This is a genomic window from Streptomyces sp. NPDC053493, from assembly GCF_044544825.1.
Lineage (GTDB): Bacteria > Actinomycetota > Actinomycetes > Streptomycetales > Streptomycetaceae > Streptomyces.
The window spans coordinates 36,467-52,114 of sequence record NZ_JBITXS010000007.1; the positions used below are offsets into that span (position 1 = coordinate 36,467).

The window sequence follows — 15,648 nt, forward strand, 5'->3', positions numbered from 1 at the left end:
GCCTTTCTTGCGGCGGGGCCCGCGTTTTGGGCGGGAGAAGGGGGGGGGGGTGGCCGCCCCGCCCGCCGGGCGGCGCGGACATCAGGAGCTCGGGTCAGCCCTTCATGACCTTCGCCAGCGCCGCGTTGAACGCGTCCACCGTCAGCGGCGGGTTGTCGCTGCCCTCGGCGGTCAGCGTCTTGCCGTCCATCTTCAGGGTCGGCGTGCCGCGCACACCGCTGTCGTCGAAGGCCTTCGACATCTTCATCGCCCAGGCGTCGAAGGTGCCGTTCTCGACGTTCTTGCGGAACTCCGCGTTGCCCTTCAGGGCCGGCACCGAGTCCGCCACCTCCAGGAGGTAGGAGTCCTTGGCGAACTTGTCGTCGCGCTCCTCCGGGTGGAACTTCGTGGAGTACAGCGCGGACTTGTACTTCAGGAAGGCCTCGGGGCTCACGTCGAGCGCCGCGCCCAGGGCCGAGAGGGCGTTCTTCGAGCCGGTGCCCTGGTCGGAGTTGTCGATGAAGGTGGCGCCCACGTACTTGATCTTGTACTTGCCGTCGGCCACGTCCTTCTCGACCGTGGCGCCCACGCTCTGCTCGAAGGTCGCGCACACCGGGCAGCGCGAGTCCTCGTACAGCTCCAGGGTCTTCTTCGCCTCCGGCTTGCCGACGACGACGGTGGTGCCGTTCTCGCCCTCGGTGTTCTTCGGGGCCGCGACGCTCTTCGCGTCCGCCGCGGCCTCCCACTCGGAGGGCTTGCTCGCCTGGACGACGGCGTAACCGACGCCGCCGGCGACCGCCAGGACGCCGACGACCGAGGCGGCGACGATCACCTGGCGGCGCGCCTTCTCCTTCTTGGCCTGCCGCTCCCGCTCGATCCGCAGCCGCTCGCGGGCGGCTGCCTTGTTGGCCTGGCTGTTGCGCTTGCTCATGGTCGTGATCTCCGTGACTGAAAAGACGAAAAACGGTGGGGACTGCGTTCGCTCAGGCGAGAGCGCACGGCGGTCCCCGCCGGCCCACGGAGTGCACGAGCAGCCGGGCGTGCGACCGGCGCGGCCCGGAAGCGCGCGGCCCGGAGCGCCGCGGAGCGCTCCCGGCGGCGCGGCGGAAGGCCGCCACGAGCAGCAGCGGCCGGAAGGCGACGGCGACGGCCGCCCGCAGCAGGCGGGCCAGCGCCCGCTCGCCACCGCGCAGCCAGGTGGCCGCCGACAGCCCGACCGCCACATGGGCGGCGAGCAGCAGCCAGGGCACGGCCGGGTCGGGCGAGCTCAGCAGGGCGGCGGCGGTGCCGCTCCCGGGAGCCGCGACGCCCGGCAGCGGGCCGCCGACGGCGCCGCCGCACAGCGCGTCCACGTCGAGCCCGACCGCCCGCAGCGAGCCGGCGACCGGGCCGCCGGCGGGGCCGTAACAGGCCGCCTGCCCGCTGGTGAACAGGGTGTCGGCGGCCAGCTCCAGCGGCACGAGCAGTCCGGCGATGGGGCCGAAGCCGCGCTCGCGGCCGGCCAGGGCGTACGCCACGGCGAAGACGGCCACCGCGACCGGGACGACCGTCCCGAGCGGCAGCGGAACGCCGGACAGCAGGACGTGCGAGGCCACCGACAGCGCCACGGCCACCGCCGTGAAGAACGCCGCCCGGAGGGCTCTCAGCTGGATTCCTGCCATGTTCATCGCCGTGGAAGTGTGCCATGCCCGGCTGTAAGGCGTCCCTAAGGCCCTCCTGTGAGCGGCCCCCGGCGCCCCGCCCGTCCCGCGGGCCCCGCTACAGACCCGGGATCCGGCCGTTGCGGAACAGGTCCACGAAGATCTGGTGGTCGGCACGCGCCCGTGCGCCGTACGCGTGGGCGAAGTCCACCAGGAGCTCGCCGAAGCCCTCCTCGTCGGCGGCGATCGCCGCGTCGATGGCCCGCTCCGTGGAGAACGGCACCAGCGAGTGGCCGCTGGAGTCGTCCGCCGCCGCGTGCATGGCCGCCGTCGCCCGCCCCAGGTCGGCGACCGTGGCCGCTATCTCCTCCGGGTCGTCGATGTCCGACCAGTCCAGGTCCACCGCGTACGGCGAGACCTCCGCCACCAGCTGGCCGGCGCCGTCCAGCTCGGTCCAGCCCAGCCACGGGTCGGCGTGCGCCTGCAGCGCCCGCTGCGAGATCACGGTGCGGTGGCCCTCGTGCCGGAAGTAGCCCCGTACCGCCGCGTCGGTCACATGGCGCGAGACCGCCGGGGTCTGCGCCTGCTTCATGTAGATCACGACGTCGTTCTCCAGGGCGTCGCTGTTGCCCTCCAGGAGGATGTTGTACGAGGGCAGGCCGGCCGAGCCGATGCCGATCCCGCGCCGGCCGACGACGTCCTTGACCCGGTACGAGTCGGGGCGCGCCAGGCTCGACTCCGGCAGCGTCTCCAGATAGCCGTCGAAGGCGGCGAGCACCTTGTAGCGGGTGGCCGCGTCCAGCTCGATCGAGCCGCCGCCCGCGGAGAAGCGGCGCTCGAACTCGCGGATCTCGGTCATCGAGTCGAGCAGCCCGAAGCGGGTCAGGGAGCGGGCCTCGCGCAGCGCGTCGAGCAGCGGGCCCTCGGCCGTGTCCAGCGTGAAGGGCGGGATCTCGTCGTTCTTGGCGCCGGTCGCGAGCGCGTGGATCCGCTCCCGGTAGGCGGCGGCGTAGATCCGCACCAGCTCGGTGATCTGCGCGTCGCTGAGCGCCTTCGCGTAGCCGATCAGGGCGAGCGAGGCGGCGAGCCGCTTCACGTCCCAGGTGAAGGGGCCCACATAGGCCTCGTCGAAGTCGTTGACGTTGAAGATCAGCCGGCCGTTGGCGTCCATGTAGGTGCCGAAGTTCTCGGCGTGCAGATCGCCGTGGATCCACACCCGGCCGGTCCGCTCGTCCAGGAACGGGCCGCCGTGCGCCTCCCGTTCCAGGTCCTTGTAGAACAGACACGCCGTGCCCCGGTAGAAGGCGAAGGCGGAGCCGGCCATCTTCCGGAACTTGACCTTGAAGGCGGCCGGATCGGCGGCGAGCAGCTCGCCGAAGGCGGTGTCGAAGACGGTGAGGATCTGCTCACCGCGCTCGGCGGCGGTGGGCTGCGGGACCGACATCGAAGGTGCCTCCTGGTGCGGGGTGCGCCGCGCGGGCGACGCTGGGTATGGCCGAGAATCGTGCATGACAAATGGGACGGGTGTTCCCTGTCACCCAACGCGCGACGGTACCGCCGAGTGCCCGTCGGGTGTCAGTGGAGCGACGTAGACTTCCACGCTGTCCCCCCAGGAATTCATTGGAGGCTCCCCACCGTGACCCGGCCGCCCTTCACGCACCTCCACGTCCACACCCAGTACTCCCTGCTGGACGGTGCCGCGCGGCTGAAGGACATGTTCAACGCGTGCAACGAGATGGGCATGACCCATATCGCCATGTCCGACCACGGCAACCTCCACGGGGCCTACGACTTCTTCCACTCGGCCAAGAAGGCCGGCGTCACGCCGATCATCGGCATCGAGGCCTACGTCGCTCCCGAGTCCCGCCGCAACAAGCGGAAGATCCTCTGGGGCCAGCCGCACCAGAAGCGGGACGACGTCTCCGGCTCCGGCGGCTACACCCACAAGACGATCTGGGCGGCGAACGCCACTGGACTGCACAACCTCTTCCGGCTGTCCTCCGACGCCTACGCCGAGGGCTGGCTGCAGAAGTGGCCCCGGATGGACAAGGAGACCATCTCCCAGTGGTCCGAGGGCCTGATCGCGTCCACCGGCTGCCCCTCCGGCGAGCTCCAGACCCGGCTGCGCCTCGGCCAGTTCGACGAGGCCCTGAAGTCCGCCTCCGAGTACCAGGACATCTTCGGCAAGGACCGCTACTTCCTGGAGCTGATGGACCACGGCATCGAGATCGAGCGCCGCGTCCGTGACGGGCTCCTGGAGATCGGCAAGAAGCTCGGCATCCCGCCGCTGGTCACCAACGACTCGCACTACACCTACGCGCACGAGGCCGCCGCCCACGACGCCCTGCTGTGCATCCAGACCGGCAAGAACCTCTCCGACCCGGACCGCTTCAAGTTCGACGGCACCGGCTACTACCTGAAGTCCACGGACGAGATGTACGCCATCGACTCCTCGGACGCCTGGCAGCAGGGCTGCGCCAACACGCTCCTGGTCGCCGAGCAGGTCGACACGGCCGGCATGTTCGAGGCCAAGAACCTCATGCCGAAGTTCGACATCCCGGAGGGCTACACCGAGGTCACCTGGTTCCGCGAGGAGACCATGCGGGGTATGCACCGCCGTTTCCCGAACGGCATCCCCGAGGACCGCATGAAGCAGGTCGAGTACGAGATGGACACCATCATCTCGATGGGGTTCCCGGGCTACTTCCTCGTCGTCGCCGACTTCATCATGTGGGCCAAGAAGCAGGGCATCGCGGTCGGCCCCGGCCGAGGCTCCGCGGCCGGCTCGATCGTCGCGTACGCCATGGGCATCACCGACCTCGACCCCATCCCGCACGGCCTGATCTTCGAGCGCTTCCTCAACCCCGAGCGCATCTCGATGCCCGATGTCGACATCGACTTCGACGAGCGCCGGCGCGTCGAGGTGATCCGGTACGTGACCGAGAAGTACGGCGCCGACAAGGTCGCCATGATCGGCACGTACGGCAAGATCAAGGCCAAGAACGCGATCAAGGACTCCGCCCGCGTCCTCGGCTACCCGTACGCGATGGGCGACCGGCTCACCAAGGCCATGCCCGCCGACGTCCTCGGCAAGGGCATCGACCTCGACGGCATCACCAACCCCTCCCACCCGCGCTACAGCGAGGCGGGCGAGATCCGGGCGATGTACGAGAACGAGCCGGACGTGAAGAAGGTGATCGACACCGCCAAGGGCGTCGAGGGCCTGGTCCGGCAGATGGGCGTGCACGCCGCCGGCGTCATCATGTCCAGCGAGCCCATCGTCGACCACGCCCCGATCTGGGTGCGGCACACCGACGGCGTGACCATCACGCAGTGGGACTATCCGCAGTGCGAGTCGCTCGGCCTGCTGAAGATGGACTTCCTGGGCCTGCGGAACCTGACCATCATGGACGACGCCGTCAAGATGGTGAAGGCCAACAAGGGCATCGACCTCGACCTCCTCGCCCTGCCGCTGGACGACCCGAAGACCTTCGAACTGCTCCAGCGCGGCGACACCCTCGGCGTCTTCCAGTTCGACGGCGGCCCCATGCGGTCCCTGCTGCGGCTGATGAAGCCCGACAACTTCGAAGACATCTCCGCCGTGTCCGCGCTCTACCGCCCGGGCCCGATGGGCATGAACTCGCACACGAACTACGCGCTCCGCAAGAACGGGCAGCAGGAGATCACCCCGATCCACCCGGAGCTCGAGGAGCCCCTCAAGGAGGTCCTCGACGTCACCTACGGCCTGATCGTCTACCAGGAGCAGGTGCAGAAGGCCGCCCAGATCATCGCCGGCTACTCGCTCGGCGAGGCCGACATCCTCCGCCGCGTCATGGGCAAGAAGAAGCCCGACGAGCTGGCGAAGAACTTCACCATCTTCCAGGCCGGCGCCAAGAAGAACGGCTACAGCGACGAAGCCATCCAGGCCCTGTGGGACGTCCTGGTCCCGTTCGCCGGCTACGCCTTCAACAAGGCCCACTCCGCCGCGTACGGCCTGGTGTCCTACTGGACCGCCTACCTCAAGGCGAACTACCCGGCCGAGTACATGGCGGGACTGCTCACCTCGGTCAAGGACGACAAGGACAAGTCGGCCGTCTATCTGAACGAGTGCCGCCGCATGGGCATCAAGGTGCTCCCGCCGAACGTCAACGAGTCGGAGTCGAACTTCGCCGCCCAGGGCGACGACGTGATCCTCTTCGGCCTCACCGCCGTCCGCAACGTCGGCTCCAACGTCGTCGAGTCGATCATCAAGACCCGCAAGAGCAAGGGGAAGTACAGCTCCTTCCCCGACTTCCTCGACAAGGTCGAGGCGGTCGTCTGCAACAAGCGGACCATCGAGTCGCTGATCAAGGCCGGCGCCTTCGACACCATGGGCCACACCCGCAAGGGTCTGGTCGCCCAGCACGAGCCCATGATCGACACCGTGGTGGCGGTCAAGCGCAAGGAGGCCGAGGGACAGTTCGACCTCTTCGGCGGCATGGGCGACGAGGACAGCAGCGAGCCGGGCTTCGGCCTCGACGTGGAGTTCTCCGACGTCGAGTGGGAGAAGTCCTACCTGCTCGCCCAGGAGCGCGAGATGCTCGGCCTCTACGTCTCCGACCACCCGCTCTTCGGCCTCGAGCACGTCCTGTCCGACAAGACCGACGCCGGCATCTCCCAGCTCACCGGCGGGGAGCACGCGGACGGCGCGGTCGTCACCATCGGCGGCATCATCTCCGGCCTCCAGCGGAAGATGACCAAGCAGGGCAACGCCTGGGCCATCGCCACCGTCGAGGACCTGGCCGGCTCCATCGAGTGCATGTTCTTCCCGGCCACCTACCAGCTGGTCTCCACCCAGCTCGTCGAGGACGCGGTCGTCTTCGTCAAGGGCCGGCTCGACAAGCGCGAGGACGTCCCGCGCCTGGTCGCCATGGAGCTGATGGTCCCCGACCTGTCCAACGCCGGCACCAACGCGCCCGTCGTCCTGACCATCCCCACGGTCAAGGTGACCCCGCCGATGATCAGCCGGCTCGGCGAGATCCTCCAGCACCACAAGGGCAACACCGAGGTCCGCATCAAGCTCCAGGGGCCCCGCTCGACGACCGTGCTGCGGCTCGACCGGCACCGGGTCCAGCCCGACCCGGCGCTCTTCGGCGACCTGAAGGTGCTGCTCGGCCCGTCCTGCCTGGCCGGCTGACGGTCGGCGGCCGGGCGGCGGCCGGGACCGGCCCGAGCCGGCCGGGACCGACCGAAGCTGGCCGGGACCGGCCCGAGCCGGCCGGGGCCCGGCGGGACCGGGCCGGAAGCCGGCCGCACACGCAAGGGGCGCGCCCGTCGTCACGGGCGCGCCCCTGAGCCGTCGCTCTGTCGCTCTGTCGCTTCGCTGGTCCTCGCGTCGGCGCGTCAGTTGTGGCCGAAACGCTTCTGCCGACCCTTGCGCGCCATGTCGCCCGGCGTGACCTGGGTGGCGCGCTGCTCGGCCTGGGACTCCATGGACGACTGGTGCGCCTGCTGCGCACCGCGCTCGGCCTGCGAGCCGCGCTGCTGACTACGGTCCTGCTTCCGGTTCTTGGCCATGGTGATGATGCCTCCTCAAGGGGGTCTGGGGGCCAGGGCCGCTGTCAGACTCACACACGCCAAGAAGCGTCGCATTTTGGATCATTACGGACAGTAAGCGCCGTCCTCGCGTGAGATCCGCCACGCCGATGATCCAGTTCCGGACGTCAACCCCAGCCGGGTCGGGCAGACTCGGAGCAACCCGGAGCACTTCCGATCCCGAGGTTCCCGAAGCGGTTCGGCGAAAGAGGGTGGAACACGTGGACCGATGCGTCGTCCTGGTGGACGCCGGCTACCTGCTGGGCGCCGCCGCCAGCCTCCTCGCCGGGGAACCGGCCCGGTCACGGATCACCGTCGACCATGCCGCGCTGATCCAGCAACTGCGCGAACGCGCCGAGGCCGACACCCAGCAGCCGCTGCTGCGGATCTACTGGTTCGACGGCGCTCCCGACCGGGTGCCCCAGCCCGAGCACCGCCGGCTGCGCGTGATGCCCCGGGTCACCGTGCGGCTCGGCGCCCTGACCCGTACCGACGGACGCTGGGCGCAGAAGGGCGTCGACGCGGCCATGCACGCCGAGCTCACCGAACTCGCCCGCAACCGCGCCTGCTCCGACATCGTCCTCGTCACCGGCGACGGCGACCTGCTGCCCGGCCTGATGTCCGCCAAGGAGCACGGCGTCGCCGTCCACCTGTGGGCCGTGCAGGCCGCCGACGGCGACTACAACCAGTCCGAGGACCTGGTCGCCGAGGCCGACGAGCGCCGCGTCCTCGACCGGGCCTGGATCACCCGGGCCGTCCGCGCCAAGGACCTCACCGGCCTGTGCGCGCCGCCGCCCGCGCCCCGCCCCGAGATCGCCGCCATCCTCTCCGCGCCGCTGCCCGAGTCCGCGCTCGCCGCCTCCGCCGAACGGGCCGCCGCGACGGCCGGCGCCCCGGCGCACAACGGCACGGCCGCTCCCGTACGCCCGGACGACGACGCGCCCGAGCGCCGGCGCCCCGACGGCGAGCCGGTGAACGGCGCCGGCGTCCCCGCACCCGCCACCGGCCGCAGCGTGCCCACGCCCAAGGACCTCGCCGGACTGCGCGGCCCCACGCCGGCCCCGGCCCACCACCACACCGGCGCCACCCTGCGCTGGTCCTCCGACAAGGGCTGGATCGACCGGCCCGCCGCCCCGCTCGGCGAACCCGCCGAGACCGCGTCCCTGCCCACCCTCGCCCAGCTGACCAGCGCCGAGCAGCGCTGGGCCGACCGCGAGGAGGACATCACCACCGTCGGCGGCGACCCCTACGAGGTCGGCCAGGTCTTCGCCCGCCGCTGGCTCGACCGGCTCCCCGAACCGGGCCACGTCACCAAGCTCGCCACCATGTACCCGCGCATCCCGCACCGCATCGACGGCGAACTCCTCCGCTACGCGGCCCGCTTCGGCCTGCTCGCCCACAAGGACGACCAGATCGACGAGCACGACCGCTATGCGATCCGGGCGGGATTCTGGCGCGAGATCGACGTCCACGCCGCCGCCCAACCCGCCCCCGCGCCCGAGGAGGGCCGACCGACCCCGTAGGCTCATCCCTCGTGAGTACGGTGTGCGTGGTGCGGGATCTGGTCAAGACGTACCCCGCCACACGCGGCAGACGCGGAGCGCCCGCGACGCCCGAGGTGCGGGCCACCGACGGCATCAGCCTCGATGTGCGCGGCGGCGAGATCTTCGGCCTGCTCGGCCCCAACGGCGCCGGCAAGTCCACCCTGGTCCGCCAGCTCACCGGCCTCATGCGCCCCGACTCCGGCTCCGTCCGGATGCTCGGCCACGACCTGGTGCGCCACCCCGAGCGCGCCGCCCGGCTCCTCGCTCACCTCGGCCAGGAGTCCACCGCCCTCGACGAGCTGACCGTCGCCCTCGCCGCCGAGACCACCGGCCGGCTGCGCGGGCTCGGCGCCCGCGAGGCCCGCGCCGCCCGCGACGCCGTCCTCGACGAGCTCGGCCTCGGCGAGATCGCCGGCCGGCCCCTGAAGAAGCTCTCCGGCGGCCAGCGCCGGCTCGCCTGCTTCGCCGCCGCCCTCGTCGGCGAGCGGCCCGTCCTCGTCCTCGACGAACCCACCACCGGCATGGACCCGGTCGCCCGCCGGGCCGTGTGGGCGGCCGTCGACCGGCGGCGCGCCGAACACGGCGCCACGGTGCTGCTCGTCACCCACAACGTCATCGAGGCCGAGACCGTCCTCGACCGGGTCGCCGTCCTCGACCGCGGCCGGGTCATCGCCTGCGACACTCCCGCCGGACTGAAGGAACGGGTCGCCGGAGAGGTCAGGGTCGAGCTGGTCTGGCGCGAGCGGGCCCCGCTGGAGGTGCCCGAGGTGGCCGCGCTGCGCGCCTCGGCCCAGGAGTCCGGCCGCCGCTGGGCGCTGCGGCTCGCCCCGGACGAGGCCCGGGCCGCGGTGGCCGCGGTCACCGGCGGGGCGGCCTTCGCCGCCCTGGACGACTTCACCCTGGCGACGCCGAGCCTGGAGGACGTCTATCTGGCGCTCGGCGGCGAGACCCGGGGACTGGTGAAGGCATGACGTACGGCGTGACCCACGGCATGGCGTACGAGTCGAACGTCTGGAGCTGGACGAGTTGAGCACCCTGCCCGCCGAGGCCCTGACGGCCGGCGCCCTCGGCGAACCGGTCGCCGGCGAGGAGCCGGACGCCGCGCCGCTGGCCCCGCGCGCCCGGCTGCTGCCCGCGCTCGGCGCGGTCTACAAGGCGCAGCTCAGCCGCGCCCGGGTCGCCCGGATCCCGCTGCTGTTCGTGGCGACCTTCCAGTCCGTCGGGATCATGGTCCTCATGCGGGGCGTCGTGGACGGCGGCTCGGAGGCCCGGGCCGTGGTGGCCGGCTCCACGGTGCTCGTCGTCGCGTTCGTCGCGCTCAACCTGCTCGCCCAGTACTTCGGGCAGCTGCGGGCGGGCGGCGGACTCGACCACTACGCGACGCTGCCGGTGCCGCCCGCGGCCGTGGTGCTCGGCGCGGCCGGCGCGTACGCCTCCTTCACCGCGCCCGGGACGGTGGTGACCGCGGTCGCCGGCTCCGTGCTCTTCGGACTGCCGCTCGGCCATCTGTGGATCCTGGCGGCGGTCGTACCGCTGTCGGGCGCGGCCCTCGCCGGGCTCGGCGCGGCGCTCGGCCTGCTGGCCCCGCGTCAGGAGCTCGCCACCCTCCTCGGCCAGCTCGGCATGTCGGCGGCGCTGCTGCTCGGCGTGCTGCCCGCCGACCGGCTGCCCGGCCCGATCGGCTGGGCGCGGGACCTGCTGCCGTCCACGTACGGAGTGGAGGCCCTGGCCCGTACCTTCGACCCGCGCCCCGACTGGGCGATGGTCTGCCTCGACCTCGCGGTGTGCGCGGCGGTGGGCGTGGTGTCGCTCGCGGTGGCGACGTGGGCCTACCGGAGGGCGGCGGTCCGCTGACCGGTCCGGCCGGGCCCGGTCCGCTGAGGCAGGCCACAGCCGCACCTGGCACGATGGCGTCGTGACCGCACCTCTGACTCCGCCGCACCAGCCGCCCCACGAGCCCGCCCGGCCCGCTCCCCGTCCCGAGCTGCCCGAGCCGGACGGCGTCCCCAGCACGGCCACCGAACTGCGGCAGGCCGCCGTGGTGACGGCCGTCTCCGGGGCGGCCGGAGCGCTGCTCGGGCTGCTGTGGCTGTGGCTGGCGCCGCGGGTCACCCTGGTGTCCGACGGCAAGGCGGTCTTCCTCAAGGACAGCGAGGGAGAGGCGGCGATCGGGATGGACGGAACGTTCGTCCTGCTCGCCCTCGGCTTCGGCGCCCTCGCCGCGGCCCTGGTCTTCCTCGTCCACCGGCACGGCGGCATCGCCCTGGTGCTCGGCCTCGCCCTCGGCGGAGTGCTCGGCTCGCTGCTCGCCTGGGGCGTGGGCGTCTGGCTCGGCCCGGAGCGCGACGTGGTCGCGCACGCCAAGCGGGTCGGCCCCGAGGTCTTCTTCGATGCACCACTCGAACTCGACATGGCCGCCGCGGCGATGCTGGCCTGGCCGATCGCCGCGATGATCGTGCACCTCGCCCTGACCGCCCTCTTCGGGCCCCGCGACCCGGAGCCGGAGGACGGCCCCTGGCCGCCGATGGCCGCGCCCCAGAAGCCCCACGAGCCTCAGGCACCTCAGACGCCCCAGACCCCGCAGACACCTCAGACGCCCCACACCCCCCAGGCCCCGCAGGGCTGACCGGCGCGCGGCGGCCGAGGCGACGCGAGGAGGACCGAGGCGGCGCCCGACGCGGCCTCGGCCCGCCGGCGGGCCGAGGCCGGCCCGCTCAGCCGCGCCCGATGGGCGCCAGGACCGCGTCCGTGAGGGCCGCCAGGTCCGCGGGAGCGAGCTCGACCTCCAGGCCGCGGCGGCCCGCCGAGATGCAGATGGTCTCGTGCGAGGCGGCCGAGGAGTCCAGGACCGTCCGCAGCCGCTTGCGCTGGCCCAGCGGCGAGATCCCGCCACGGACGTAGCCGGTGGTGCGCTCGGCCGCCGCCGGGTCGGCCATCGCCGCCCGCTTGCCGCCGACCGCCGAGGCCAGCGCCTTCAGGTCCAGCTGTCCGGCGACCGGGACCACCGCGACCGTCAGCTCGCCGTCCACGTCCGCGACCAGCGTCTTGAACACCCGGTCCGGCGTCACGCCGAGCGCCTCGGCCGCCTCCTCGCCGTACGACGGGGTGGCCGGGTCGTGCTCGTAGGCGTGCAGCGTGTACGCCGTGCCGGCCGCCGTCAGCGCCACCGTCGCCGGGGTGCCGCCGCCGCTGCCGCCGTTCTTCTTCTGCTTCTTCGCCACGCGGGGGCTCTCCTCGAAAGCGGGTCAGTTCGGGCTGGTGGGCGCGCGGGTCAGCTCCACCGCCGGCAGCGAGGGCAGATGACGGAGCACCGCCGTCTCCGAGCGCAGCAGCTTCAGCTCCTCCCGCAGCCGCGTCGCCGTGTCCGGCGCCTGCAGCAGCCGCTGCTTGGCCGGGATGTCCAGGACGGCCGCGGCGGCCACCAGATACGACACCACCGACGGGTCGTCCGGCAGCTCGCTCGTCGTCAGCGAGCGCTCCCGGGCGCCCGCGAGCCGCTTCTGGTACGAGCGGAAGGCCCGCAGCACGCCCTCGGCGAGGGTGTCCGCCTCGTCGCCCTGCTCCTCCGGGATCTCCTCGATCTCGGCGGTCAGGAACGGGCCGGAGGCGTCGACCGACAGCAGCTTCACCCGCACGGTGCCGGTCACCATCACCTCGAAGCCGCCGTCCGCCCGCTGCCGGATGGAGGCGGCGTCCGCCACGCAGCCCACCCGGTGGAAGGCCTGGATCGGGTCGGGGCCGAAACCGGCCGCCGGGCCCTTCTCCGGCAGGGCCGTCTGGTCCGGCAGGCCCGGAGCCGTCGGCGCGACCTCCCGGCCGTCGCGGATCGCCACGACGACGAAGCGCCGCGGCCCGGACTCGTCCGTCGCGAGCAACGCGCGCATCATGGCGCGATAACGCTCCTCGAAGACGTTCAGGGGCAGCACAAGGCCCGGGAACAGCACCGTGTTGAGCGGGAACAGAGGCAGACGGGCGGTGGTCACAGCGGCCAAGCCTAATGGCCGCCGCGCCCGCCTCTACCGGCCCGTCCCGCCACCGGCCCGCGCGCGCAGCGGAGTACGCCGCGCCGCCTCGCGTACGGCAAGGGCGCGTGCCTCCAGGAAGCCGCTCAGCGGATCCGCCGCGACCAGCGTCCACGGGAACGTGGTGGCCTGCCCGCCGATCCGCCCGAACTCCGCGAAGGCGTCGTGCCAGCGGCCCCGCTCCACCAGCAGGTGGACCAGGAGATTGCGCACATCGGCCGGCCACAGGTCGCCCACCGGATACTCCGCCGACAGCGCCAGCGCCCGGTCGGCCGCCGCGTCGATCCGGTCGCCGCGCACCGCGTGCCCGGGCGTCGCTCCGGCGAGCAGCTGCGCGAACGCCGCCCGGGCGGGCAGCGCCTGCACGAGCGAGCCGGGCGCCGCGTCCTCGGCGGCCTGCTCGGCGAAGTCGAAGCACTCGCGGTGCGAGCCGTACCACTGCGCCGACAGGTACTTGAGCGCGGCGACATGGCTGCCGTAGTGGTGCGGGGCCCGGCGCACCGCCTGCTCCCACAGCGCCTCGAAGGCGGTGTGCCCGGCATGCGTGCCGCGCGCGTGGTCCAGGGCGAGGCGCCACGGCACCGGGTCGCGCGGGGCGGCCTCGGCGGCGGCCTCGATCAGCGGCCCGAGCTCGCGCAGCCGCTCGGCCCGGGCCGGCGAACCCCACGCCCTGCGCACCGCCAGCTGCGCCTTGACGAGCAGGGCGTCCGGGTCGCGCGGCGCCACCGAGAGCCAGTGCTCCAGCCAGCCGTCCCGGCGGTAGGCGAAGGCGCTCAGCCGGGTGACATAGCGGTCCCGGTCCTCCCACTCGGCGGCGTCCCGGGTGGTGGCCAGCAGCTTGGCGGCCGGCTCCGGGTCGGTGAGGGCGGCGGCGACCAGGGCCGGCCCGAGCCGGTCGCCGGGCGCGTCGAGCAGCACGTCGTCGTCCGGCGGCAGCCCGGCGGCGAGCCGCGGGGCGTGCCGGACCAGGCGGACGGTGCCGGTCAGGGCACGGAGCAGTGACATCGTGCGAAACATTGAAAACCGCAGGTGAGGGCCGCGCCAGTGGGCGACTGTGAAGCTTTGGTGGCGGCAGGAAGGTTGTTCTGTCCGAGGTCAAGACAGCGTAAAGAAAGGGGCGGGCCGGTGCTCGTCCGGCCCTCCCGACACCTCCCTGCCCGCCCGTCACCCTCGTCTCAGGAGTCGCGAGGCACCGGCCGCGACCGAGGTCGCCAGCACCCACCCGAGCAGGATCAGCGCCGTCGAGGCCCACTGCCAGAAGCCCTCCAGGCGCCAGTACCCCACCTGGCCCAGATCGATCACCGGAAGCAGCAGGTCGAGCGCGTACAGCGTCGCGTTCCAGTGCGGCGCCTCGTCCGGCTTCAGCGGCACCGCGTCGTAGCGCGAGAACGCCACCGTGCCCGCCGCCCACAGCACCGCCATCCACAGCGCCGCCCGGCCCGGCCGGTAACCGTAGGCCACGGTCCAGTCCTGGACGTAGCCCCACAGCTTCCCGGCCAGCGGCAGCGTCTCCCGGCGCCGCCGCTGCTTGGCGAGCAGCACCTCCCGCGCGTCCGCGTCCTCGCCGCTGCTGCGCAGCACGGCCGCCAGGCGCTCGTACGGCTCCGGCGCGTACTCCGGCGTGGCCGCGGCGACCCACTCCAGGCGGCGGGCCAGCGGGAAGTGCCCGTACGGCACCAGCGTCTCGTAGACGAAACCGCCCATCGCCAGCCCGCCCGGGCCCGGCCAGCTGCTGGACAGGTCGATCAGCGTCACCACCTTCGCCCCGTTGAGCACCACCCGGCCCTCCTCCGGCCGCTCGCCGTTGAACCGCAGCTCCGGCGTCACGATCCGGCGCAGCGACACCTCCTCCCGGCGCGAGCCGTCGAGCAGGAACCGGGCGTAGTGCAGGTCCACCGAGTCGCCGAACCGGCCGTCGTCCAGGCGCACTCCGCCGTGACACTCGACCGGCTTGCGCCGGGCGCCCTGGGCCGGCGTCACCCCGTACGGCGGCGTGGCCGTCCCGCCGCCCGAACTCTCCGCGCTCTCGTACACCCAGGCAGCGTTGAGATAGAGCGTGCGCTCCACCGTCAGCTGCGGCGCGTTCAGCGCGCGGCGCTGCTGGGCGCCGCGCAGCACGCTGCCCCGCAGGCTGAGCGACACGCCGACCTTCGCCCCCCGCAGGCTCACCTCGCCGTACGTCTCGATCAGCTCGGCCTGCAGGTCCTGCGCCACCACCAGGCCGTCCGCGGTGATCGCCCGGCCGCGCCGGTCCGGCCACACCCGGATCTGGTTGATCAGCAGATCCGTGCCGATCTGCGCGTCCGTCAGCCGGATGCCCCGCTCCACCCGGCAGCGCGGCAGATGCAGATCGCCCTCCGTGTGCAGCCGCGCCGCCTCCAGGCGCGGTATCGCGCACTCCACCAGCCGCAGCGTCCCGAAATGCGCCTCCGGCAGCACCACCTCGCCGTCGAAACGGCAGCCGGTCAGCTCCACGTACGGCCCTATCGTGCCGCCCGCCAGATTGAGCACCCCCGAGATCCGCGCACCGCGCAGCTTGAGCGCCGCGACGCGCCCGGCCCGCGCCGGCGGCCCGTCGAGCAGCAGCAGCGCCACGACCTCCGCCCGCACACTGCGCTCGGCGCCCCACACCGTCCCCACCGCGAACGGATCGTCCCGCTCCGCGACCCCCTCCCGCAGATCACAGGCCCTGCCGATCCGAAAGGCCTTCCACATCTCCCGCTCGGGCCTGGTCAGGCCCTCCGGCATCCCGTCGTCCTCGCGCGGCTCGGTCAATGCCGCCCCCTCGCTTTCCACGATTCCGTTTCCCGGATTCGTACAGCCGTTCTTCCCGCTGTGTGACGGACTGAACGCTAACGGTCAGGAGTGGCGACAAGACGCCAGAGTGGC

General features: G+C 72.6%; 13 protein-coding genes. 5 read left to right on the plus strand and 8 right to left on the minus strand.

Annotation, left to right across the window (positions count from 1 at the left end; translation table 11 throughout):
* Positions 1–94: 94 nt before the first annotated feature.
* The 3 genes from ACIGO8_RS20875 to ACIGO8_RS20885 form a co-directional block, all read right to left on the minus strand.
* Complete coding sequence (locus ACIGO8_RS20875) at positions 95–910, minus strand: thioredoxin domain-containing protein (protein ID WP_399732540.1); 816 nt, start codon at positions 908–910, stop codon at positions 95–97.
* Between the two features lie 52 nt (positions 911–962).
* Complete coding sequence (locus ACIGO8_RS20880; protein ID WP_399732543.1) at positions 963–1,646, minus strand: hypothetical protein; 684 nt, start codon at positions 1,644–1,646, stop codon at positions 963–965.
* Between the two features lie 91 nt (positions 1,647–1,737).
* The gene (locus ACIGO8_RS20885; protein WP_399732546.1) at positions 1,738–3,063 is read right to left on the minus strand and encodes a DUF2252 domain-containing protein; all 1,326 of its coding nucleotides are present in this window, start codon (positions 3,061–3,063) and stop codon (positions 1,738–1,740) included.
* Positions 3,064–3,255: 192 nt separating this feature from the next.
* Between ACIGO8_RS20885 and dnaE the strand changes: the two genes are divergently transcribed.
* Entirely contained in the window at positions 3,256–6,795 is a 3,540-nt protein-coding gene (dnaE, locus tag ACIGO8_RS20890) for a DNA polymerase III subunit alpha (RefSeq protein ID WP_399732548.1), read from the plus strand.
* Between the two features lie 206 nt (positions 6,796–7,001).
* Here dnaE and ACIGO8_RS20895 read toward each other — a convergent pair whose 3' ends face one another.
* Complete coding sequence (locus ACIGO8_RS20895; RefSeq protein WP_399732551.1) at positions 7,002–7,175, minus strand: hypothetical protein; 174 nt, start codon at positions 7,173–7,175, stop codon at positions 7,002–7,004.
* A 230-nt stretch (positions 7,176–7,405) separates the two neighbouring features.
* Between ACIGO8_RS20895 and ACIGO8_RS20900 the strand changes: the two genes are divergently transcribed.
* From ACIGO8_RS20900 to ACIGO8_RS20915, 4 genes are all read left to right on the plus strand, one after another.
* Positions 7,406–8,716: an NYN domain-containing protein gene (locus tag ACIGO8_RS20900; RefSeq protein ID WP_399732553.1), complete on the plus strand. Its 1,311-nt coding sequence runs from the start codon at positions 7,406–7,408 to the stop codon at positions 8,714–8,716.
* A gap of 20 nt (positions 8,717–8,736) precedes the next feature.
* Positions 8,737–9,708 (plus strand): ABC transporter ATP-binding protein, encoded by a 972-nt coding sequence (locus ACIGO8_RS20905; protein ID WP_399733346.1) that lies wholly within the window; start codon positions 8,737–8,739, stop codon positions 9,706–9,708.
* 79 nt (positions 9,709–9,787) lie between these two features.
* Positions 9,788–10,591 carry an ABC transporter permease gene (locus ACIGO8_RS20910; protein WP_399733349.1) on the plus strand — a complete coding sequence of 268 codons (804 nt, stop codon included), beginning with the start codon at positions 9,788–9,790 and terminating at the stop codon, positions 10,589–10,591.
* 61 nt (positions 10,592–10,652) lie between these two features.
* Positions 10,653–11,363, plus strand: a complete 711-nt coding sequence (locus ACIGO8_RS20915) for a DUF2567 domain-containing protein (protein ID WP_399732556.1) — start codon at positions 10,653–10,655, stop codon at positions 11,361–11,363.
* Between the two features lie 88 nt (positions 11,364–11,451).
* Here ACIGO8_RS20915 and ybaK read toward each other — a convergent pair whose 3' ends face one another.
* The 4 genes from ybaK to ACIGO8_RS20935 form a co-directional block, all read right to left on the minus strand.
* Positions 11,452–11,958, minus strand: a complete 507-nt coding sequence (gene ybaK / locus ACIGO8_RS20920; protein ID WP_399732559.1) for a Cys-tRNA(Pro) deacylase — start codon at positions 11,956–11,958, stop codon at positions 11,452–11,454.
* Between the two features lie 24 nt (positions 11,959–11,982).
* The gene (locus ACIGO8_RS20925) at positions 11,983–12,720 is read right to left on the minus strand and encodes an LON peptidase substrate-binding domain-containing protein (protein ID WP_399732561.1); all 738 of its coding nucleotides are present in this window, start codon (positions 12,718–12,720) and stop codon (positions 11,983–11,985) included.
* 33 nt (positions 12,721–12,753) lie between these two features.
* Positions 12,754–13,776: a hypothetical protein gene (locus ACIGO8_RS20930; protein WP_399732564.1), complete on the minus strand. Its 1,023-nt coding sequence runs from the start codon at positions 13,774–13,776 to the stop codon at positions 12,754–12,756.
* 147 nt (positions 13,777–13,923) lie between these two features.
* Entirely contained in the window at positions 13,924–15,534 is a 1,611-nt protein-coding gene (locus ACIGO8_RS20935) for an oxidoreductase (protein ID WP_399732567.1), read from the minus strand.
* Positions 15,535–15,648: the final 114 nt, after the last annotated feature.

What these genes read in the sequence shown, in the direction of transcription:
- ACIGO8_RS20875 (WP_399732540.1), bottom strand. Translation starts at nt 910, where the DNA reads ATGAGCAAGCGCAACAGCCAGGCCAACAAGGCAGCCGCCCGCGAGCGG.
- ACIGO8_RS20880 (WP_399732543.1), bottom strand. Translation starts at nt 1,646, where the DNA reads ATGAACATGGCAGGAATCCAGCTGAGAGCCCTCCGGGCGGCGTTCTTC.
- ACIGO8_RS20885 (WP_399732546.1), bottom strand. Translation starts at nt 3,063, where the DNA reads ATGTCGGTCCCGCAGCCCACCGCCGCCGAGCGCGGTGAGCAGATCCTC.
- ACIGO8_RS20895 (WP_399732551.1), bottom strand. Translation starts at nt 7,175, where the DNA reads ATGGCCAAGAACCGGAAGCAGGACCGTAGTCAGCAGCGCGGCTCGCAG.
- ACIGO8_RS20930 (WP_399732564.1), bottom strand. Translation starts at nt 13,776, where the DNA reads ATGTTTCGCACGATGTCACTGCTCCGTGCCCTGACCGGCACCGTCCGC.